We start from the raw sequence: 20467 nt of genomic DNA, 5'->3' as shown, positions 1-20467 counted from the left end.
GCGCTCTACCCCACCTGCCGCTGCTTCCCCTCCCAGTACGGCGCCCTCAGCTCCCGCCGCAGCACCTTGCCCGACGGATTTCGTGGCAGCACGGCGATGAAGTCCACGCTCTTGGGGCATTTGTAACCGGCGATGCGCTTCTTGCAGTGGGCGATCAGGTCGGCGGCGGAGACGGACATGCCGGGTCGCAGGACCACCACCGCCTTCACCGCCTCGCCCCAGCGGCTGTCGGGCACGCCGATCACGGCGGCGTCGGCCACCGCGAAGTGGCTGAACAGGGCGTTCTCCACCTCGGCGGGATAGACGTTCTCGCCGCCCGAGATGATCATGTCCTTCACCCGGTCGTAGATGTAGAGATAGCCGTCGTCGTCGAAATAGCCGGCGTCGCCGGAGCGGAACCAGCCCTCGGCGTCGATGGCCTGGGCGGTGGCCTCGGGGCGGTTCCAGTAGCCCTTCATCACCCCTTTCGAGCGGATCTGGATTTCGCCGACCTCGCCGGGTTCGGCGATCTCGCCGTCGGGGCGGACCACGCGCAGCTCGGCCGCCTCCCACTGCTTGCCGCAGGCCCTGAGCTTGCCGCGGCGCGGGTCGTGGTCCTCGGGCGGCAGCATGGCGCCGACGCCGATGGTCTCGGTCAGGCCGTAGAGCTGGGTGAAGGTGGCGGAGAAGCGCTCGGAGGCCTTCAGCAGCACCTCCTCGGCGATCGGCGAGGCGCCGTAGAACAGGCGCTCGAGCTTGGAGACGTCGGCGGTTTCGATGCCCGGCGTCTGCAGCAGCATGTTGATCACCGCCGGCACCAGGAAGGCGTAGGCGACCTGTTCCTGTTCCAGCACCTCTAGCAGATGGACCGGATTGATCTCGCGCAGCACCACGTTGCGGCTGCCTTGCAAGAGGCCCAGGAGGCCGACATTGGTCCCGGAGACGTGGAAGGTCGGCATGGCCACCAGCACGGTCTTGCCGGCGTCGAAGTCGGCCCACAGGCCCTTGGCCGCCGCCGCGAACACCTGCTCGAAATTGGCCGAGGTCAGCCGCACACCCTTGGGCAGGCCGGTGGTGCCGGAGGTGTAGAGCTGGATGACGTCGTCGTCGGGCTGGAGCTGAAGGCCGGGGTCGGTTTCGGGATAGGCGCCGATCCAGTCGAAGAAGGCGGGCCAGCGCGGGTGGCCGGGCTCGACCTGGATCAGGCGGTGCAGGTCGGGGCAGTCGGAGACGATCATGTCGACCACCGCTTCGAAGTCGCGGCTGGCGACGAGCAGTTTGGCGCCCGCGTCCTGCAGGATGAAGGCCACCTCCGGCGGGGCCAGGCGCCAGTTGACGGGGGCCAGGCAGGCGCGCGCCTTTACCGCCCCGAACCACAGGACGAAGAACTCGGCGCTGTTCTTGGTCAGGCAGGCGATGCGGTCGCCAGGGCGAACGCCGGCGTTAATCAGGGCGTGGGCGCACTGGTTGGTCAGGCGCTCGAACGCGGCATAGGTGATTTCGAGGTCGTCGCAGACCAGGGCGACGGCGTCGGGGCGCAACTCGGCCTGGACGCGCGCAATGTCCGCCACCGTGCGGATCTTGTCAGGTTCGTACATTTCACTCCCTCGCCCCGCGGGTCGTTCCCCGCCCGCGGGCGCTGCTAGTGATTTTTCACAGAGGACGGCGGGCGTCCAGGGATTGCGATGGATGCGCGAGCAGCAATCGGCTGGCGCCTGGAAGCTGCCCAACAAAGCCCCGCTCACCCCGGCGAATGCCGGGGTCCAGATCATAGAGCTGTGCCTTCGGGGATTGATCTTGGTTTGCGTGAACGGTCGGAGCCATACGATCTGGGCCCCGGCATTCGCCGGGGTGAGCGGGAAGAGATCGGGTCATTCACGTGGTTCGGTTTCCCCTTGCGTTCGCGTCAATCAGCGCCCCACATGGAGCCATTCATTCGCCGCACCCATTGATGAGTTTTCCAGCTTGACCATTTCCGCTTCCGCGCCGGAACCGGCGTCGCTCGCCTCGGTCGAGGCCATCGTCGAGAACCTGGCCGCCGTCGGCTATATCGCTTCGCGCCGGATCGCGACCGCCCTGTTCATGGCCTCGCACCTGACCAAGCCCATCCTGGTGGAGGGCTCGGCCGGGGTGGGCAAGACCGAGCTGGCCCTGTCCACCGCCGCCATGCTCGGCCTGCCGCTGATCCGCATGCAGTGCTACGAGGGCCTGGACGAGAGCCGCGCCCTCTATGAGTGGAAGTACGGCAAGCAGTTGCTCTACACCCAGATCCTGAAGGACCGCATCGGCGAGACCCTGGGCGACGCGCCGACCATGGACCTGGCCATGGACCGGCTGCACGGCATGGCCGACCTGTTCTTCTCCGAGCCCTTCCTTGAGCCGCGGCCTTTGCTGCAGGCGCTGCGCACCGAGGCGGGCTGCGTGCTCTTGATCGACGAGGTGGACAAGGCCGACGAGGCGTTCGAGGCGTTCCTGCTGGAAATCCTCTCGGCCTATCAGGTCTCGGTGCCGGAATTGGGAGTGATCAAGGCGGTGACGCCGCCGATCGTGTTCCTGACCTCGAACAACGTCCGCGACCTGGGCGACGCCCTGAAGCGCCGCTGCCTGCACCTGCACATCCCCCTGCCCGACGCCAAGCTGGAGCAACGGATCGTCTCCACCCGCGTGCCGGGGATCGAGGAGGCTCTGAACCACCAGCTGGTGGGCTTTGTGCAGAAGCTGCGGGCGATGGACCTGCGCAAGTCACCGTCGATCTCGGAGACGGTGGACTGGGCGCGGGTGCTGCTGTTGCTGCACGCCCATGCCCTGGAAGGCGAGATGGTGCGCGATACCCTGAACGTGCTCTTGAAATTCGAGCAGGACATCGCGGCGGTGGAGCCGCAGATCAACGAGCTGATCAAGGCGGGATAGACTAGTGCGGCAGCGAGCCCCCTCCACCGCCCTGCGGGCGGTCCCCCTCCCCCAAGGGGGGAGGAATTGCTGTTGCGCGCTCGGCCCTCATTCCTCCCCCATCGGGGGAGGGGGACCATGCGAAGCATGGTGGAGGGGGCTCGCCGCCGTTCGAGGCTTGGAAGGCCAAGCCTAATGCAGCGCACCCTGGAATCCTTCCTCCGCGCCCTGCGCGCCGTCGACGTCCGGGTCTCGCCGGCCGAGGCGATCGACGCGCACCAGGCGGTACGGCTGGTGGGCTATGCAGACCGCGAGACGCTGAAGGACGCCCTGTGCGCCGCCACGGCCAAGACCGCCGATGAGGTCGTTCGGTTCGAGACCTGTTTCGAAACCTTCTTCCGCCGCGACGAGTTCAAGCCCGGCAAGGCCCCGCCGCCCAAGCCGGACGCCTCGCCCTCGCAGGGCGGCCAGGCCAGCGAGTCCGCCCTCGGACAGATGCTGATGGAGAACGACGCCGCGGCGCTGTCCCAGGCCATGGAGGAGGCCGCCGAGCGCGCCGGGGTGGCCGACATCCGACTCTCCAGCCAGCGGCGCCTGCTGACCCGCCGGATGCTGGACGAGATGGGGCTGAAGGACCTGGAGGCCTTCATCGCCCGGCTGCAGCAGGCGGGCGATCCGCAAGGCGCCGCCCTGGCCCAGCGCCTGACCGAGCGCCGCCAGGCCCTGTTCGACGAGGCCAACAGCTACGTCGAGCGTCAGCACGACCTCTATGCCGGCGAATCCAGCCAGCGCCTGCGCGAGCAGATCCTGGCCGACGAGCGCCTGACCGGGCTGGACGGGCACGAGATCGGGACCATGCAGACCCTGGTCCGCCGCATGGCCAAGCGCCTGGCCGCCCGTTACAGCCACCAGCAGCGCCGCTCCAAGCGCGGCAAGCTGGACGTGCGCCGCACCCTGCGCCGATCGATGGTCCATGGCGGGGTGCCGTTCGACATCGTCTGGAAGCACGAGACCATCGAAAAGCCCAAGATCGTCGCCATCTGCGACGTCTCCGGCTCGGTCGCGGCGGCGGCGCGGTTTCTGCTGCTGTTCCTCTACAGCCTGCACGAGGTGGTCGAGCGGCTGGACGCCTTCGCCTTCTCCAACAGGCTGGTGGCGGTGGGCGACATCCTGGAGGACGAGCAGGTCGAGGGCGCCATCGCTGCGGTGCTGGCGCGGATCGGCATGCGGTCCACCGACTATGGCCAGGCCTGGGAGGACTTCTGCGCCCTGCATCTGGACCAGCTGGACCGGCACACCACCGTGATCATCCTGGGCGACGCGCGGTCGAACTACGTCAACCCGCGCATCGACCTGATGCGCCAGATCCACAAGCGCGCCCGGGCGGTGATCTGGCTGAACCCGGAGCCTGAAAGCTTCTGGAGCCGCGGCGACAGCGAGATGGAGCGCTACCGCCGCTTCTGCCACGTGGCCAAGACCTGCAACACGCTGAACGAGCTGGAGCGGATCATCGACGACGTGCTGCGGACGTATTTGCCGCGGTAAGGGGCCCACCGCCAGTCTCCTGACAGGTTCTGTCAGCAGCCCGCCACCAGTTCCCATTTCGTTCTTGCTGTGGGACAGACTCCCGCTATTACAATTTGGGCTGGGCCGCCCTAAATGGGGTGGTCCCCTAGGCGAGCATCTGAATGTCCGATCCGAACCGGTTCATCCGCGTGCGCGGCGCGCGCGAGCACAATCTGAAGGATGTCAGCGTCGACATTCCGCGCGACCAGCTGGTGGTGCTGACTGGTCTCTCCGGGTCGGGCAAGTCGTCGCTCGCCTTCGACACCATCTACGCCGAGGGCCAGCGCCGCTATGTCGAGAGCCTATCGGCCTATGCCCGCCAGTTCCTGGAGCTGATGAGCAAGCCGGACGTGGACCTGATCGAGGGCCTGTCGCCGGCCATCTCCATCGAGCAGAAGACCACCAGCCGCAACCCGCGCTCGACCGTCGGCACGGTGACCGAGATCCACGACTATATGCGCCTCTTATGGGCGCGGGTCGGCGTGCCCTATTCGCCGGCCACCGGCCTGCCGATCGAGAGCCAGACCGTCAGCATGATGGTCGATAAGATCACCGCCCTGCCCGAAGGCACGCGCCTCTATCTGCTGGCCCCCGTGGTGCGCGGCCGCAAGGGCGAGTACCGCAAGGAGATCGCCGAGTGGCAGCGCTCGGGGTTCCAGCGGCTTAAGATCGACGGCGAGTTCTATCCGATCGAGGACGCCCCGGCGCTCGACAAGAAGTTCAAGCACGACATCGACGTGGTGGTCGACCGCATCGTCACCAAGGACGGCATGGAACAGCGGCTGGCGGACTCGCTGGAGACCGCTCTACGCCTGGCCGACGGCATTGCGGTGGCCGAATGGGCCAATGTGGAAGAGGGCGAGAAGGAGCCCAGGCGGCTTCTGTTCAGCGAGAAGTTCGCCTGTCCGGTCTCCGGCTTCACCATCAGCGAGATCGAGCCGCGGCTGTTCTCGTTCAACAACCCGTTCGGCGCCTGCCCGGTCTGCGACGGCCTGGGGGCCAAGCTGGCATTCGACGCCGACCTGGTCATTCCCGACAAGGACAAGAGCCTGCACAAGGGCGCGGTCTCGCCCTGGGCCAAGGGGCCCTCGCCGCTCTACACCCAGACCCTGCAGGCCCTGTCACGGCACTACGGCTTCTCGATGGACGTGCCCTGGCACAAGCTGCCGGAGGAGGCGCAGAAGGTGATCCTGCACGGCTCGGCCGGCCAGAAGATCAACTTCGTCTATGACGACAACGCCCGCAAATACGAGGTCAACAAGACCTTCGAGGGCGTGCTGCCAAACCTTGAGCGGCGCTGGCGCGAGACCGATTCAAGCTGGGTCCGCGAGGAGCTGGGCCGCTACCAGTCCGACACCCCGTGCGAGGCCTGCACCGGCTTTCGCCTTAAGCCCGAGGCCCTGGCGGTGAAGATCGCCGGCCGGCATATCGCCGAGGTCTCTCTGCTGGCCATCCGCCAGGCCCGCGACTGGTTCGAGAGCCTGGAGACCACCCTCTCCGAGAAGCAGATGGAGATCGCCCGGCGGATCCTGAAGGAGATCAACGACCGCCTGCGCTTCCTGGTCGATGTGGGCCTGGACTACCTGAACCTGTCGCGCAATTCCGGCACCCTGTCGGGCGGCGAGAGCCAGCGCATCCGCCTGGCCTCGCAGATCGGCTCGGGCCTGACCGGCGTGCTCTATGTGCTGGACGAGCCCTCGATCGGCCTGCACCAGCGCGACAACCATCGCCTGCTGACCAGCCTGAAGGGGCTGCGGGACCTGGGCAATTCGGTGCTGGTGGTCGAGCACGACGAGGAGGCGATCCTGACCGCCGACCATGTCATCGACATGGGCCCGGCGGCGGGCGTGCATGGCGGCGAGATCGTCGCCGAGGGCAAGCCGGCCGACATCATGGCCAATCCCAAGAGCCTGACCGGCCAGTATCTGACCGGCGAGCGCGAGATCGCGATCCCCGAGGACCGCCGGCCGATCGGCAAGAAGAAGCTGAAAGTGATCGGCGCGCGGGGAAACAATCTGAAGGAAGTGACCGGCGAAATCCCGGTCGGGGTGTTCACCTGCATCACCGGCGTCTCCGGCGGCGGCAAGTCCACCTTCACCATCGAAACCCTCTACAAGGCCGCGGCCCGCCGGCTGAACAACGCCTCGGACGCCCCGGCTGCGCACGAGCGGATCGAGGGGCTGGAGCATTTCGACAAGGTCATCGACATCGACCAGTCGCCGATCGGGCGCACGCCGCGATCGAACCCAGCAACCTATACCGGCGCCTTCCAGCCGATCCGCGACTGGTTCGCCCAGCTGCCCGAGGCCAAGGCTAGAGGCTATGGGCCGGGGCGGTTCAGCTTCAACGTCAAGGGCGGGCGCTGCGAGGCCTGCCAGGGCGACGGGCTGATCAAGATCGAGATGCACTTCCTGCCCGACGTCTACGTCACCTGCGACGTCTGCAAGGGCAAGCGCTACAACCGCGAGACCCTGGAGATCCTGTTCAAGGGCAAGTCGATCTCGGACATCCTGGACATGACCGTCGAGGAGGCCGCCGACTTCTTCAAGGCTGTGCCGCCGGTGCGCGACAAGATGGAGACCCTGAAGCGGGTCGGACTTTCTTACGTCCAGGTCGGCCAGCCGGCGACGACCCTGTCGGGCGGCGAGGCGCAGCGGGTGAAGCTGTCCAAGGAGCTGTCGCGCAGGGCCACGGGGCGGACGCTCTACATTCTCGACGAGCCGACCACGGGCCTGCATTTCGAGGACACCCGCAAGCTGTTGGAAGTGCTGCACGAGTTGGTCGACCAGGGTAACACGGTGGTGGTGATCGAGCACAATCTCGACGTCATCAAGACCGCCGACTGGCTGCTGGACTTCGGCCCCGAGGGCGGCGACGGCGGCGGCGAGATCGTGGCCCTAGGCTCGCCGGAAAAGGTCGCCGCCGATCCCAAGAGCTGGACCGGCCGCTACCTGGCCGAGGTGTTCAAGCGCCAGGACGAGCGCCGACGGGAACGGGTCAAGGCGCTGAAACGGGCGTAACAACGCTGGATTCAAACAGGCGTTTCAATTAGAAACCCTCCAACGACAAAAGGAGGGACCCCATGAAGCTCTACGGCGCGCCCATGCCGGCGCCGAACCCCAGGCGCGTGCGCATCTTCCTGGCCGAGAAAGGGATCGAGCTGGCCGAGACGCCGGTCGACCTGCGCAAGCGCGAGCACAAGTCGCCGGAATACCGCGCCAAGAACAGCCTGGGCCAGATCCCGACCCTGGAGCTGGACGACGGGACGACCATCTCCGAAACCGTCGCCATCTGCCGCTATTTCGAGGAGATCCAGCCGGCCCCGCCGCTGTTCGGGACCACCGCCCTGGAGAAGGCAAGGGTGGATATGTGGATCCGGCGGGCGGAGTTCGCACTGATGACCCCGGTCGGCATGTTCTGGCGCCACGCCCACCCCTACACCGCCGCCCTGCTGACCCAGTTCAAGGACTTCGGCGAGTCCAACCGCGAGCACGTGATGGGCGGCTATCGCTTCTTCGACCGCGAACTCGAGGGCAAGGACTATTTGACCGGCGACGGCTTCAGCATGGCCGACATCTGCCTTTTGAGCACGGTCGATTTCGCAGGCTGGATCGGGCTGGAGCGGCCGGCCGAACTTGCCAATCTCGCCGCCTGGCACGCGCGGGTTCGCGCCCGGCCTAGCTCTCAGGCGTGAGGGTCAGCTCGCGATAGACCTCGGCCGAGGGGGCGGTGAGGATCACCGAGAAGCAGGTGAGCACCACCGCCGTCCCGGCCGAACTCAAAAGGCCGATCAGGAAGATCAGGGGGTCGGTCGAGCTGGGGTCCGGGTTGGACAGGTTCAGGCCGCTGAGCTGTTCGCCGAGACGCAGCACGACCCAGACGGCCATTCTGACGAAGACGATCAGCACCGCCCAGAGCATGAAGGCCAGGACATAGGCCCAGACCAATGGCCAGAACCGGCCGCGGGTGACCTCCCACGACTTCGAGACGATGATCCGCTTTTCGGAGAAGGTGATCGCGCCGGCGAGCGACAGGCGCACCAATATCCAGATGGCCACCGCCACGGCGGCCAGGTTGAGCACGAGCCCGAGGAGGGCTGTGAGGGGCGAACCGATCACGCCCAGAGTGATGGCCGACAGAAGCCCGACGAGGCCGACTCCGAACAGGGCCACGGTCCAGATCAGGCTGACCAGCAGGTTCAGCCCGACCATGCGCCACTCGTCGGCGCCCAGGCGCATATAGCCGTTGCGGGCGTTTTCCGGGTCCAGCACCGCGCGATAGACGGCGCAGGTGAAGATCGCCTGGAACACCAGATTGATCGGCACGGCGGCGGCGAAGAACGGCCACATGCGAAGGGTGAGCGGCCAGAAGGCGTCCGGATCGCCGCGCTTGAACTCGGCCAGGGTCTCGGCGAAGTGCGGCCCAAGGGTCAACTCGGCGAGCTTGCCGAGCAGGATGGTGAAAGCGAAATAGGCCAGCCCCCAGATCACCACCGCCCGCGAACGAAGACGCGTCAGGCGGATGCCTTCGGTGGCTGCCTCAGTGGGGGAAAAGCCGCTCATAGCCAAGGTCCATAAGCCGAGTCTCGGCCCGGCGTCGCTGGAGAGCTTGCGATCCCTCCGGCATTTGTAAAGCGCCATGGCGCATCCGTCCCGGCGGACGGCGTTTTTGCCACAGTCAGCTGAACACCGCGGCCTGCGCATCCGCCTTCGTCGGGGTCAGGAGCTGATAGACGCGGGCGAACGGCGCCACGACCACGGCGCTCATGGCGCCGATGAAGAAGCAGCCGGCCGCCAGCGCAAGGCCCAGCCAGGGCGTGAACATCTGCAACACTGCGGCGGGGTTGCTCCCAAACGAACTGGGATCGAAACGCCCGCCAGCCACAGCGAGAAATAAGGCGCCCCCGCCGACGATCGCCGCGATCAGCAGGAAGACGAGTTCGAACACGAGCATCAGCGCCACGGCGACCACGCCCACCCCCAGCAGCGACCAGACCTTGCCGCGAGTCAGCGGCCAGGATTCGAACAGGCGGAATTGGTTGGCCGCAAAGCTCATCGGCCCAGCCAGGGACAGGCGCAGGCCGATCCAGGCCACCGCCGCCACCAAAGCGATCACCGCCGCGCCGATCAGAAGGACCCAGGTTCCTGGCGTGGCGGTCTTCTGCAGCGCAATGGCGGCGATGCCTGTGGGTATGCCGATGACGATGGCGCCGGCCAGCATGGCCGCGCCGATCAGGATCGAGCCGACGATGGTGACGAGGCCGACCCAGACCTCCTGCATGCCGAAGCGGACATAGCCGAAGCGGCTGGCTTCCGGCTCGAGCACGGCGCGGCAGATGGCGCTGTAGACCACCGCCCGCGCGGCGAAGGACCCGACCAGCATCAAGACGTTGGCGAACTGCAACTGCATGGTCATGGCCAGGAGGGCCGGATCGGTCGGCGACGGGGGCCGGCCGCCGCCCGCCATCATGTGCATCAGGTTCGGCAGCATGCCGGCCCAGATCAGCCCCGCCGGCAGCCCGTACAGCACCAGGAACGTCAGGCCCCAGGCCAGCACCGCCAGCGGGCGCTTGAACACAAGCTCTGCGCCTGCCGTGCCGGCGCTGACGATCGAAACCTGGCTCATGCCGACCCCCGACGGCGCGGGAATCGCGCCCTGCCTCCCCCGAGGGTGGAGCAGACGCGCCCTTCCGTCCACAGGCGGCTCGGACTATGACAGCCGCCATGTCCGACACCCCCATCCATGTCATCGGCGGCGGCCTGGCCGGCTCGGAGGCCGCCTGGCAGATCGCCGAGGCCGGCGCCCGTGTGGTCCTGCACGAGATGCGCCCCGTTCGCCGCACCGACGCCCACCAGACCGACGGCCTAGCCGAACTGGTCTGTTCCAACTCGTTCCGCTCCGACGACTGGGCCTACAACGCCGTGGGCCTGCTGCACGCCGAGATGCGCCGCTGCAGCTCGCTGATCATGAAGACCGCCGACGCGCATCAGGTGCCGGCGGGCGGCGCGCTCGCCGTGGACCGCGAGGGCTTCTCGGCCGCGGTGACCGCCGCGCTGGAGGCGCACCCGAACGTGACCATCGTGCGCGAGGAGGTCGCCGGCGCCCCGCCGGCCGACTGGGACAGCGTGATTGTCGCCACCGGCCCCCTGACATCGCCAGCCCTGTCCGAGGCCATCGGCGCGCTCACGGGCGAGGAGGGCTTATCCTTCTTCGACGCCATCGCTCCGATCGTGCACCTGGAGACCATCGACATGTCGGTGGCCTGGCGCCAGTCACGCTACGACAAGGAGGGGCCGGGCGGCGATGCGGCCGCCTATATCAACTGCCCGATGGACAAGGCGCAGTACGACGCCTTCATCGACGCCCTGCTGGCCGGGCCCAAGGCCGAGTTCAAGGAGTGGGAGCACGTCCCCTATTTCGACGGCTGCCTGCCGATCGAGGTGATGGCCGAGCGCGGGCGCGAGACCCTGCGGCACGGGCCGATGAAGCCGGTGGGCCTGACCAATCCGCATGACCCCACGGTCAAGCCCTGGGCGATCGTCCAGCTGCGCCAGGACAATGCGCTTGGCACCCTGTGGAACATGGTCGGCTTCCAGACCAAGCTGAAGCACGGCGCCCAGACCGAGGTCTTCCGCACCATCCCGGGCCTGGAGAAGGCGGTGTTCGCCCGCCTGGGCGGCCTGCACCGCAACACCTTCATCAACAGCCCGCGGGTGCTGGACGCATCCCTGAGGCTGAAGGCCGACCCGCGTCTGCGCTTCGCCGGCCAGGTCACGGGCGTCGAGGGCTATGTGGAGAGCGCGGCCGTGGGCCTCCTGGCCGGGCGTTTCGCCGCGGCCGAGCGACTGGGCCGGCCGGTCATGACGCCGCCGCCCACCACGGCGCTCGGGGCGCTGATCGGCCACATCACCGGCGGGCATATGGCTGGCGGCTCGTTCCAGCCGATGAACATCAACTATGGCCTCTTGCCGCCCATGGAGGCGCCCAGGCGCAACGCCGAGGGCCGCCGCATGCCCCAGGCCGAACGCGGCCGGGCCAAGAAGCGGCTGATGAGCGAGCGGGCCCTGGCGGACCTGGACGCCTGGCTCGGCGGCGCCGTGGCCGCGGCGGCCGAATAGGGCTCAGATCCGCCCCGACAGCACAGCCAGGGTCAGCCGTAGCCGGGCGCCGAGGGGCCCCGGCAGCCGGCCTTTCAGACGCGGAACGACCAGGGCGAGATGGGCCACAGCCGGAAAAGCTGCGGCCTTCAGCCGCCGCGCCGCCGGTCGCGCCTCAGCCAGAGCCACGAGGCCGCGCCGGCGCGCCTCTTGCGCATCCCAAGGCAGGCGCTCGCCCGGCAGCCGCGCTATCGCCCAGGCCTGGGCCGCGGGCCGGAACGCCGCCCCCTCCCCTTCGCCCAGCACCGCCAGGGCCAGGCTGAGCGGCGCGCCACAGAGGCGGTCGGCATAGGCCGCCAGCGCCGCCTCGCCTGTGAACGGCGCGGCCTCGATGTCGTCGAACCGGGCCTCGATCATCGCGTCCAGCGGCGCCTGGGCGAGGTTCCGGCGACGGATGGCGAGCGCCAGGGCCTGCAGCGCCGGATGGCCGCGGGCGGGCTTGCCGGCGAAGATCTCGTCCACCGCCTCGCGCCACCAGGTCAGGCGGATCTCGGCCATCATCGGCTCGCGCGTCGCCGACAGGACGTGGGAGAGCTCTTGGTCGAAGGCGTAGAGGGCGATCAGGTCGGCCCTGGCCTCTACGTCGGCGACGAAGCGGCTGGACAGCCAGCGGTCTGGATCGGCCCGCCGGACCTGTTCGTCGAGGGAATCGGCGGCGTCCATGGGCAGCCCCTACCCCATGGGCGTCATTGGAAAAAGCCCCTCCCGCCGAAACGAGAGGGGCCAGCGTCCAGCGATCAGCCGAACAGCGTCTGGTTCATGGTCATCGCCGCCAGCATCGGGATCGAGAGCAGCGTGTTGATGCGCGAGGCCAGCATGGCGATACGGGCGGCCTTGGCCTTGGCGTCGGCGTCCGCCTCGACGATGCCGAGCGCCCTCTTTTGGTTCGGCCAGATGACGGCCCAGACATTGAGGAACATGATCGTCGCCAGCCACATGCCGATGCCGATCATGCCGTGCGGCACGCTGGCCGGGGTCTCGGAAAGGCCGAGGGTCACGGCTTGCAGCAGATAGCCGCGATCGATGGCCAGGATCACGCCCATCACCCAGGTCGCCAGCGCCGCCCAGCGGAACCAGAACAGGGCCTCAGGGGCGATGTGCTTGGACACCGCCGGCTTCAGTTCGGCCGGTATGGCGGGCATGACCCGGATCTGGACGAAGTTGAAATAGTAGAGCAGGCCGATCCAGAGGATGCCGAAGAATACGTGCATCCAACGGAACACCGCCTGCCAGAAGGCCGCGTCGCTGGTGCGGTGGACGTAGTAGCCCGCGACCATCAGCAGGCCCAGGATCACACTGACGATGATGGTGTTGCGGAAGTTTTGCAGCAGCGCCGCCATTTCCCTTAGCCCCTTTGCCTCGCCCGGACTCAAGGCCGGGCTTGTGCAGGCACGGTGCTACCTCTTTCACCTGCGGGCAAGAGGCTCTGCGCCTGAGACGCGATCTTGTTTCGCGTCACAGGCGCCGCGGGTCAGGGCCGAACGTTGGCCGGCTTCAGCGGCTCGGCGTCGCCGCCGGTGCGGTTGACGCCCCAGAGCAGGATCACCGGCAGGGCGACATAGATGGTCGAATAGGTGCCGACGAAGATGCCGAAAACCATGGCGAACACGAACGGGAACACGGTGGGCCCGCCCAGGAACAGCATGCCGCTCAGCGCCAGGAGCGCGGTCGAGCCGGTGATCAGGGTCCGCGACAGGCGTTCGTTTTCCGACAGGTTGATCACGTCGGCCAGGGGCATGCGCTTGTACTTGCGCAGGTTCTCCTGCAGCCGGTCGAAGGAGATCACCTTCTCGTTCATCGAATAGCCGATGATGGTGAGAAGCGCCGCGATCGAGGGCATGGAAAACTCGATCTTGAATACGGCCAGGACGCCCATGGTCAGGATGATGTCGTGGAACAGGGCGATCACCGCGCCCAGGCCGAACTGCAGCTGGAAGCGGAACCAGATGTAGGCCAGCATCAGAAGGATGGCGATGGAGAGGGCCATCACCCCCTTCTGCACCAGCTCGCCCGAGAACTTGGCGCCCACCACCTCGACCTGCTTGAACTGAATGCCGGGGAACTTGGCGGTCAGGTCCTGGTTGATCTGGGTCACGGCTGTGGCCGGATCGACGCCCGGATTGGGCTCGAAGCGGATCATGGCCTCGTTGGCCGCGCCGAAGCCCTGCACCTGGGCGTCCTTAACCTGCAACCGCTCCAGCTCGGCGCGCAGGCCGGAAAGGGGCGCCGGGCCCGGCGTCTGGATCTCGATCGAGGTGCCGCCCTTGAAATCGGTGCCCAGGTTCAGGCCCAGGGTGAAGACGGCGACGATCGAGGCGACCGCCACCAGGGCCGACAAGGCGCCGGCGACCCGCGCCAGGCTGACGAACTTGAAGTGGGTCTCCTTGGGCAGGAGACGGATCAGGGGCCAGAACATGTTTCTCTAGGTCCTCAGATCGGCAACGTCTTGGCCCGGGTCGCCCGGAACCAGAGGAAGACGAACATGCGGGTGATGAACAGGGCCGAGAACACCGAGGTGCAGATGCCGATCGACAGGGTCCAGGCGAAGCCGCGCACCGGGCCGGCGCCGAACATGAACAGGATCAGGGCCGAGATGCCGGTGGTCAGGTTGGCGTCCAGGATCGAAACCGCGGCGCGGGAGAAGCCGGTGTCGATGGCCACGGCCGGCCTGCGCCCCGCCCGCTCCTCGTCGCGGATGCGCTCATAGATCAGCACGTTGGCGTCCACGGCCATGGCGATGGTCAGGATCAGGCCGGCGATGCCCGGCAGGGTCAGGACCGCGCCGCCGACCGACATGGCGGCCATCAGCATGGCCATGTTGATCAAAAGGCCCAGGATGGCGAAGCCGCCGAACACCCCGCCATAGGCCAGGCCCATGAAGGCGCCGATCAGAACCAGGGCGATGATCCCGGCCAGGGCGCCGGCCTTGACCGAGTCGGCGCCCAGCTCGGCGCCCACAGTGCGCTGCTCTTCGAACTTCAGGGGCGCCGGCAGGGCGCCGGAGCGCAGCAGCACGGCCAGGTCGTTGGCGGTCTCGGGGGTGAAGCTGCCGGTGATCTGGCCCGATCCGCCCAGGATCGGCTCGCGGATATTCGGCGCCGACAGGATCTTGCCGTCGAGCACGATGGCGAAGCGCTTGCCGACGTTCTGAGTGGTGGCGTCGCCGAAGCGGCGGGCGCCCTGGCCGTTGAAGCGGAAGTTCACCGCCCACTGGCCGGACTGCGGATCGGTGCCGGAACTGGCCTGGGTCAGCATTTCGCCGGTGATCAGGGCGCGGCGGTTGACCGCCAGCGGCGGGTGGCCCTCCTCGGTGCTGGGATAGACCACGTCCTCCGGCGGTATGCGGCCGGCGGCGATGTCCTGCGGCTGGACGGTCTCATCGACCATCTGGAAGCTCAGCTTGGCGGTCTGGCCGATCACGGATTTCAGCCGCTCGGGATCGCTCTCACCCGGCACCTCGACCACGATCCGGTCGGCGCCCTGGCGGGTGATCGACGGCTCCTTGGTGCCAAGGGCGTCAATCCGCCGGCGCAGGATCTCGATGTCGCCGCTGACCGCCTTGGCCGCATCGGCGGTCAGGGCCTGGGGCTGCAGCGACAGGGTGATGTGCTGGTCGGGGCCGGTGGCGACGGTCACGTCACGCGCGCCGCTCACCCCGCCCAGCGGTTGGCCGAGACCCTGCAGCGCCTGCACCGCTGCGCTGACCTGGGTGGCGTCATTGATGCGGACCGAAACCGCATTGCCGGTCTGGCCCAGGCCGGAGAAGGCGATCTGCTTTTCGCGCAGGCTGTTGCGCACGTCCTCGACCAGGTTGGTCAGGCGCTCTTTCAAGAGGGCGTTGGTGTCAACCTCCAAGAGCAGATACGAGCCGCCCTGCAGGTCCAGGCCCAGATTGATCTTCTGGTGCGGCGCCCAGGACGGCAGGGCGTCCAGGGTCGCCTGGGGCAAGAGGTTGGGCAGGGTGAAGACCACCCCGAACAGGGTCGCCAGCACACAGAGGATGACCCGCCAGCGCGGAAGAGGAAGCATGGCCGTTCAGCCCTTGGTCAGCGGAAGGGTCAGGACTTGGCGTCGTTGGCCGCCGCCGGGGCGCCGCGGGTGCGCACCTCGGCGATCATCGACTTGACCACCTTGACCGTCACGCCCTGGGCGATCTCGAGACCGACCTCCTTGTCCTCGACCCGCACCACCTTGCCGATCAGGCCCGAAGACAGCACCACGGTGTCGTTGCGCTTCACCCCCGCGATGGCGGTTTGGTGCTCCTTGGCCCGCCTTTGCTGGGGACGGATCAGGAGGAAATAGAACAGCACCATCAGCACCACGATCGGGGCGAACTGGATGAGCATATCCTGAGGACCGCCGGCGCCGCCGGCTGCATTCGCGAACATGTAGTCTCCAAAAAATATCGCCGGCCGCCGGACTCCGGGGGCCGATTTCAAGGTCGGCGGAAGCTAGGCGTTGCTAGAGGCTTTTGCAATGCGCGGCGGACCGATAGGAAGCAGGGCATGACGGATCAAGTTCCTGCCCTGCTGGCCCGCATCGCCGAGGCGCTCGAGCGCCTGGCGCCGCCCGCCGCCGCCCGCCCCGACTTCGGCCAGGCCCGGCTCTATCGCTACGTCCCTGCGCGGGAGGCCTTCATCGCCGCGCCGGACTATGGCCTGGCCCTGGACCTGCTGGTCGGGGTCGAGCGGCAGAAAAACCGCTTCGTCGAGAACCTGGGCCGCTTCGCCCGCGGCCTGCCCAGCAACCACGCCCTGCTGTGGGGCTCGCGCGGGGCCGGCAAGAGCTCCCTGGCCAAGGCGGCCTTCATGGCGGTGGGCGCGGACCACGGCGACCTGCGCATGGTCGAGCTGGACCGCGACGAGGTCACCACCCTGCCCGGCCTGTTCGACCTCCTCCGCGACCGGCCCGAGCGCTTCGTGGTCCTGTGCGACGACCTTTCCTTCGAGGAGGGCGCCGCCGCGGCCAAGTCGCTGAAGTCGGCGCTGGAGGGCGGCGTCGCCGGCCCGCCCGCCAATGTGCTGTTCGTCGCCACCTCCAACCGCCGCCACCTGATGCCCCGCGGCCACGACGAGGGCCGCGGCCTGATCGCCGTCTCGGAAGACGCCGAGGAGGAGGTGTCGGTCTCCGACCGCTTCGGTCTCTGGATCGGCTTCCCGCCCATGGACCAGGCCGCCTATCTCTCCGCCGTCCGGGCCTATGCCGACCGCTTCGGCCTGCCGGTCGAGGACCTCGACCGCCGCGCCCTGCAATGGGCGCAACTGCGCGGCGGCCGCTCTGGCCGCGTGGCCTGGCAGTTCATCCGCGACCTGGCGGGGGAATTGGGCGTTGGATTGCCGCTGTAGGGAATTCTTACTCGCAGAACAAATCACGCGCTCATCGCCGCGAAGGCTGGGATGAGCGGATAAATCGGGATCCCAAAAGCAAAACGGCCGCCGGGAGGATGTCCCCCGACGGCCGCCCTGTTCAGCCTGGATAGGCTGAGACGCGATTACTCGACGATCTTGGAGACCACGCCCGCGCCGACCGTGCGACCGCCTTCGCGGATGGCGAAGCGCAGCTTCTCTTCCATCGCGATCGGGGTGATCAGCTCCACGTCCAGCTCGGCGTTGTCGCCGGGCATGATCATCTCCACGCCTTCCTTCAGCCTGATGATGCCGGTGACATCGGTCGTGCGGAAGTAGAACTGCGGGCGGTAGTTGGTGAAGAACGGGGTGTGGCGGCCGCCTTCTTCCTTGGTCAGGATGTAGGCCTCGGCCACGAACTTGGTGTGCGGGGTGATCGAGCCCGGCTTGCACAGCACCTGGCCGCGCTCGACGTCTTCACGCTTGGTGCCGCGCAGCAAGACGCCCACGTTGTCGCCGGCCTGGCCCTGGTCCAGCAGCTTGCGGAACATTTCCACGCCGGTGCAGACGGTCTTCTGCAGCGGGCGGATGCCGACGATCTCGACTTCCTCGCCCACCTTGACCACGCCGCGCTCGATACGGCCGGTGACCACCGTGCCGCGGCCCGAGATCGAGAACACGTCTTCCACCGGCATCAGGAACGGCAGGTCGACGGGGCGCTCCGGCTGCGGGATGTAGGCGTCCACCTGGGTCATCAGCTCCAGGATCGAGTTCTCGCCGATCACCGGGTCGCCGCCGTCGATCGCCACCTTGGCCGAGCCCTTGACGATCGGGATGTCGTCGCCCGGGAAGTCGTAGCTGGACAGCAGTTCGCGCACTTCCATCTCGACCAGGTCGAGAAGCTCGGCGTCGTCCACCAGGTCGACCTTGTTCATGTACACGACCAGCGCCGGCACGCCGACCTGACGGGCCAGCAGGATGTGCTCGCGGGTCTGCGGCATCGGGCCGTCGGCGGCCGACACCACCAGGATCGCGCCGTCCATCTGCGCCGCGCCGGTGATCATGTTCTTCACATAGTCGGCGTGCCCGGGGCAGTCGACGTGCGCGTAGTGGCGGTTCTGCGTCTCATATTCCACGTGCGCGGTGTTGATCGTGATCCCGCGCGCCTTTTCTTCCGGCGCCGCGTCGATCTCGTCGTACTTCTTCGCCGTCGCGCCGCCCGTCTTCGCCAGCGTCATCGTGATCGCCGCCGTCAGCGTCGTCTTGCCGTGGTCAACGTGACCAATCGTGCCGATGTTGCAGTGCGGCTTGTTACGGTTGAATTTTTCCTTGGCCATTTTTCAGCTCCGGCCCATTGGCCTCAATAAGCGTTAGCGTTGCGGGGTTTGGTTAGGCGTATTTCTTGATCACTTCGTCGGCCACTTGCGGCGGCACCGCGTCGTAGTGGTCGTACTGCATGGTGAACTGGGCGCGTCCCTGGGACATGCCGCGCAGGTTGCCGATATAGCCGAACATGTTGGCCAGCGGCACGAACGCGGTGATGACCTGGGCGTTGCCGCGCTGGTCGGTGCCCTGGATCTGGCCGCGCCGGCTGTTCAGGTCGCCGATCACGTCGCCCAGATATTCGTCCGGGGTCAGCACTTCGACCTTCATGATCGGCTCGAGCAGCTTGGGGGCGCCCTTTTCACGCAGTTCCTTGAAGGCGGCGCGCGAAGCGATTTCGAAGGCCAGGACCGAGGAGTCGACGTCGTGATAGGCGCCGTCCACCAGGGTGGCCGAGAAGTCGATCAGCGGGAAGCCGGCCAGCAGGCCGTTTTCCTTGGCGCTTTCCAGGCCCTTCTGCACGCCGGGGATGAATTCCTTCGGCACCGAGCCGCCGACGACCTTGCTTTCGAACACGAAGCCCGAGCCCGGCTCGCCAGGTGCGAACTGCAGCTTGACGCGGGCGAACTGGCCCGTGCCGCCGGTCTGCTTCTTGTGGGTGTAGTCGATCTCCACCGCGCGGCCGAGGCTTTCGCGATAGGCCACCTGCGGCGCGCCGATATTGGCCTCGACCTTGTAGGTGCGCTTGAGGATGTCGACCTTGATGTCCAGGTGCAGCTCGCCCATGCCCTTCATGATCGTCTGGCCCGACTCCTGGTCGGTGAAGACGGTGAAGGACGGGTCTTCGGCGACCATCTTGCCGAGCGCGACGCCCAGCTTTTCCTGGTCGGCCTTGGACTTGGGCTCGATGGCGATCTCGATCACCGGCTCGGGGAAGGTCATCCGCTCCAGGATCACCGGCGACTTGACCGGATCGCACAGGGTGTCCCCGGTGCGGGTGTCCTTCAGGCCCGCCAGGGCGATGATGTCGCCGGCGAAGGCTTCCTTGATGTCTTCGCGGTTGTTCGAGTGCATCAGCAGCATGCGGCCGACCCGCTCGCGCTTGTCGCGCGTCGAGTTCAGAAGGCCCATGCCCGCTTCCAGCTTGCCCGAATAGATGCGGCAGAAGGTCAGCGAGCCCACAAAGGGGTCGTCCATGATCTTGAACGCCAGCATGGACAGCGGCTCGTCGTCCGACGACTTGCGCTCGACCGGCGCGTCGGTCTTGTAGTCGATGCCCTGGGTCGGGGGGATGTCCACCGGCGAGGGCAGATAGTCGACCACCGCGTCGAGCAGGGGCTGGACGCCCTTGTTCTTGAACGCCGAGCCGGCCAGCACCGGATAGAAGGCGCCGGTCAACACCGCCTTCTTGATGCACTTCTTCAGCACCTCTTCCGACGGGGTCGCGCCTTCGAGATAGGCTTCCATCGCCTCGTCGTCGAGTTCGACGGCGTTCTCGATCAGGTAGTGGCGCGCTTCTTCGCAGGCGGCCAGCATGTCGGCGGGGATGTCGGTGTCGTGATAGTTGGCGCCCAGGCCTTCCGACTCCCAGACCACGCCCTTCATGCGCACCAGGTCGACAATGCCCTTCAGATCGGCTTCCGAGCCGATCGGCAGCTGGATCGGGACCGCCTTGACGCCCAGGCGCTCGCGGATGGTGCGCAGGCACATCTGGAAGTCGGCGCCGGTCTTGTCCATCTTGTTGACGAACACGATGCGCGGAACGTTGTAGCGGTCGGCCTGGCGCCAGACGGTTTCGGTCTGCGGCTCGACGCCCTGGTTGCCGTCCAGCACCGCCACGGCGCCGTCCAGCACGCGCAGGTTCCGTTCGACTTCAATGGTGAAGTCCACGTGCCCGGGGGTGTCGATGATGTTCAGGCGCTTGCCGTTCCAGAACGCGGTCGTCGCGGCCGAGGTGATGGTGATGCCGCGTTCCTGCTCCTGCTCCATCCAGTCCATGGTCGCAGCGCCGTCGTGGACTTCGCCGATCTTATGGCTCTTGCCGGTGTAGTAGAGGATCCGCTCCGTGGTCGTGGTCTTGCCGGCATCGATGTGGGCCATGATGCCGAAGTTGCGGTAGTCTTCGATTTTGTGAATGCGGGGCATTGCGGGCGGCTCTGCGACTAAGCGGATTTCTGGGCGGACAGGTGGGCGGATATGCGGCGCGGG

General features: G+C 67.2%; 16 protein-coding genes. 6 read left to right on the top strand and 10 right to left on the bottom strand.

Going from position 1 to position 20467, the window contains the following annotated elements:
• Nucleotides 1–5: 5 nt before the first annotated feature.
• The gene (locus tag KCG34_RS23610) at nucleotides 6–1577 is read right to left on the bottom strand and encodes a long-chain-fatty-acid--CoA ligase (protein ID WP_211938036.1); all 1572 of its coding nucleotides are present in this window, start codon (nucleotides 1575–1577) and stop codon (nucleotides 6–8) included.
• Nucleotides 1578–1944: 367 nt separating this feature from the next.
• Here KCG34_RS23610 and KCG34_RS23605 point away from each other — a divergent pair, with 367 nt between their 5' ends.
• From KCG34_RS23605 to KCG34_RS23590, 4 genes are all read left to right on the top strand, one after another.
• On the top strand, nucleotides 1945–2889 hold the full coding sequence (locus tag KCG34_RS23605) for an AAA family ATPase (RefSeq protein WP_211938035.1): 945 nt from the start codon (nucleotides 1945–1947) through the stop codon (nucleotides 2887–2889).
• A 174-nt stretch (nucleotides 2890–3063) separates the two neighbouring features.
• The gene (locus tag KCG34_RS23600; protein WP_211938034.1) at nucleotides 3064–4413 is read left to right on the top strand and encodes a VWA domain-containing protein; all 1350 of its coding nucleotides are present in this window, start codon (nucleotides 3064–3066) and stop codon (nucleotides 4411–4413) included.
• 143 nt (nucleotides 4414–4556) lie between these two features.
• The gene (gene uvrA / locus KCG34_RS23595) at nucleotides 4557–7454 is read left to right on the top strand and encodes an excinuclease ABC subunit UvrA (protein ID WP_211938033.1); all 2898 of its coding nucleotides are present in this window, start codon (nucleotides 4557–4559) and stop codon (nucleotides 7452–7454) included.
• A gap of 62 nt (nucleotides 7455–7516) precedes the next feature.
• Complete coding sequence (locus KCG34_RS23590) at nucleotides 7517–8128, top strand: glutathione S-transferase family protein (protein WP_211938032.1); 612 nt, start codon at nucleotides 7517–7519, stop codon at nucleotides 8126–8128.
• Here the strand turns inward: KCG34_RS23590 and KCG34_RS23585 are convergent.
• Nucleotides 8112–8996, bottom strand: coding sequence for a hypothetical protein (locus KCG34_RS23585; protein ID WP_211938031.1), 885 nt, complete (start codon nucleotides 8994–8996; stop codon nucleotides 8112–8114). The two genes, KCG34_RS23590 and KCG34_RS23585, sit on opposite strands and share 17 nt — an antisense overlap.
• Before the next feature lie 115 nt (nucleotides 8997–9111).
• The gene (locus KCG34_RS23580) at nucleotides 9112–10059 is read right to left on the bottom strand and encodes a hypothetical protein (RefSeq protein ID WP_211938030.1); all 948 of its coding nucleotides are present in this window, start codon (nucleotides 10057–10059) and stop codon (nucleotides 9112–9114) included.
• 86 nt (nucleotides 10060–10145) lie between these two features.
• Here KCG34_RS23580 and trmFO point away from each other — a divergent pair, with 86 nt between their 5' ends.
• The gene (trmFO, locus tag KCG34_RS23575; RefSeq protein ID WP_211938029.1) at nucleotides 10146–11552 is read left to right on the top strand and encodes a methylenetetrahydrofolate--tRNA-(uracil(54)-C(5))-methyltransferase (FADH(2)-oxidizing) TrmFO; all 1407 of its coding nucleotides are present in this window, start codon (nucleotides 10146–10148) and stop codon (nucleotides 11550–11552) included.
• 3 nt (nucleotides 11553–11555) lie between these two features.
• Here trmFO and KCG34_RS23570 read toward each other — a convergent pair whose 3' ends face one another.
• The 5 genes from KCG34_RS23570 to yajC form a co-directional block, all read right to left on the bottom strand.
• Nucleotides 11556–12254, bottom strand: coding sequence for a squalene/phytoene synthase family protein (locus KCG34_RS23570; RefSeq protein ID WP_211938028.1), 699 nt, complete (start codon nucleotides 12252–12254; stop codon nucleotides 11556–11558).
• Nucleotides 12255–12328: 74 nt separating this feature from the next.
• Nucleotides 12329–12931 carry a urate hydroxylase PuuD gene (locus tag KCG34_RS23565; RefSeq protein WP_211938027.1) on the bottom strand — a complete coding sequence of 201 codons (603 nt, stop codon included), beginning with the start codon at nucleotides 12929–12931 and terminating at the stop codon, nucleotides 12329–12331.
• 131 nt (nucleotides 12932–13062) lie between these two features.
• Nucleotides 13063–14007, bottom strand: a complete 945-nt coding sequence (gene secF, locus KCG34_RS23560; protein WP_211938026.1) for a protein translocase subunit SecF — start codon at nucleotides 14005–14007, stop codon at nucleotides 13063–13065.
• 14 nt (nucleotides 14008–14021) lie between these two features.
• Complete coding sequence (gene secD, locus KCG34_RS23555; RefSeq protein WP_211938025.1) at nucleotides 14022–15620, bottom strand: protein translocase subunit SecD; 1599 nt, start codon at nucleotides 15618–15620, stop codon at nucleotides 14022–14024.
• Nucleotides 15621–15649: 29 nt separating this feature from the next.
• A complete protein-coding gene (gene yajC, locus KCG34_RS23550; protein WP_211940948.1) occupies nucleotides 15650–15937 on the bottom strand; it encodes a preprotein translocase subunit YajC in 288 nt (95 codons plus the stop codon).
• A gap of 159 nt (nucleotides 15938–16096) precedes the next feature.
• On the opposite strand from yajC, the gene KCG34_RS23545 reads away from it, so the two are divergent.
• Nucleotides 16097–16936, top strand: a complete 840-nt coding sequence (locus KCG34_RS23545) for an ATP-binding protein (protein ID WP_211938024.1) — start codon at nucleotides 16097–16099, stop codon at nucleotides 16934–16936.
• A 146-nt stretch (nucleotides 16937–17082) separates the two neighbouring features.
• Here KCG34_RS23545 and tuf read toward each other — a convergent pair whose 3' ends face one another.
• Together tuf and fusA are read right to left on the bottom strand one after the other, a co-directional pair.
• On the bottom strand, nucleotides 17083–18273 hold the full coding sequence (gene tuf / locus KCG34_RS23540; RefSeq protein ID WP_211938023.1) for an elongation factor Tu: 1191 nt from the start codon (nucleotides 18271–18273) through the stop codon (nucleotides 17083–17085).
• 52 nt (nucleotides 18274–18325) lie between these two features.
• The gene (gene fusA / locus KCG34_RS23535) at nucleotides 18326–20404 is read right to left on the bottom strand and encodes an elongation factor G (RefSeq protein WP_211938022.1); all 2079 of its coding nucleotides are present in this window, start codon (nucleotides 20402–20404) and stop codon (nucleotides 18326–18328) included.
• Nucleotides 20405–20467 lie beyond the last annotated feature (63 nt).

The sequence above is a fragment of the Phenylobacterium montanum genome, assembly GCF_018135625.1.
GTDB classification, from domain to species: domain Bacteria; phylum Pseudomonadota; class Alphaproteobacteria; order Caulobacterales; family Caulobacteraceae; genus Poindextera; species Poindextera montana.
This window is presented reverse-complemented; position numbering and strand designations above follow the sequence as displayed.

What these genes read in the sequence shown, in the direction of transcription:
- KCG34_RS23610 (WP_211938036.1), bottom strand. Translation starts at nt 1,577, where the DNA reads ATGTACGAACCTGACAAGATCCGCACGGTGGCGGACATTGCGCGCGTC.
- KCG34_RS23600 (WP_211938034.1), top strand. Translation starts at nt 3,064, where the DNA reads ATGCAGCGCACCCTGGAATCCTTCCTCCGCGCCCTGCGCGCCGTCGAC.
- uvrA (WP_211938033.1), top strand. Translation starts at nt 4,557, where the DNA reads ATGTCCGATCCGAACCGGTTCATCCGCGTGCGCGGCGCGCGCGAGCAC.
- KCG34_RS23590 (WP_211938032.1), top strand. Translation starts at nt 7,517, where the DNA reads ATGAAGCTCTACGGCGCGCCCATGCCGGCGCCGAACCCCAGGCGCGTG.
- KCG34_RS23585 (WP_211938031.1), bottom strand. Translation starts at nt 8,996, where the DNA reads ATGAGCGGCTTTTCCCCCACTGAGGCAGCCACCGAAGGCATCCGCCTG.
- KCG34_RS23580 (WP_211938030.1), bottom strand. Translation starts at nt 10,059, where the DNA reads ATGAGCCAGGTTTCGATCGTCAGCGCCGGCACGGCAGGCGCAGAGCTT.
- trmFO (WP_211938029.1), top strand. Translation starts at nt 10,146, where the DNA reads ATGACAGCCGCCATGTCCGACACCCCCATCCATGTCATCGGCGGCGGC.
- KCG34_RS23570 (WP_211938028.1), bottom strand. Translation starts at nt 12,254, where the DNA reads ATGGACGCCGCCGATTCCCTCGACGAACAGGTCCGGCGGGCCGATCCA.
- KCG34_RS23565 (WP_211938027.1), bottom strand. Translation starts at nt 12,931, where the DNA reads ATGGCGGCGCTGCTGCAAAACTTCCGCAACACCATCATCGTCAGTGTG.
- secF (WP_211938026.1), bottom strand. Translation starts at nt 14,007, where the DNA reads ATGTTCTGGCCCCTGATCCGTCTCCTGCCCAAGGAGACCCACTTCAAG.
- secD (WP_211938025.1), bottom strand. Translation starts at nt 15,620, where the DNA reads ATGCTTCCTCTTCCGCGCTGGCGGGTCATCCTCTGTGTGCTGGCGACC.
- yajC (WP_211940948.1), bottom strand. Translation starts at nt 15,937, where the DNA reads ATGCTCATCCAGTTCGCCCCGATCGTGGTGCTGATGGTGCTGTTCTAT.
- KCG34_RS23545 (WP_211938024.1), top strand. Translation starts at nt 16,097, where the DNA reads ATGACGGATCAAGTTCCTGCCCTGCTGGCCCGCATCGCCGAGGCGCTC.
- tuf (WP_211938023.1), bottom strand. Translation starts at nt 18,273, where the DNA reads ATGGCCAAGGAAAAATTCAACCGTAACAAGCCGCACTGCAACATCGGC.
- fusA (WP_211938022.1), bottom strand. Translation starts at nt 20,404, where the DNA reads ATGCCCCGCATTCACAAAATCGAAGACTACCGCAACTTCGGCATCATG.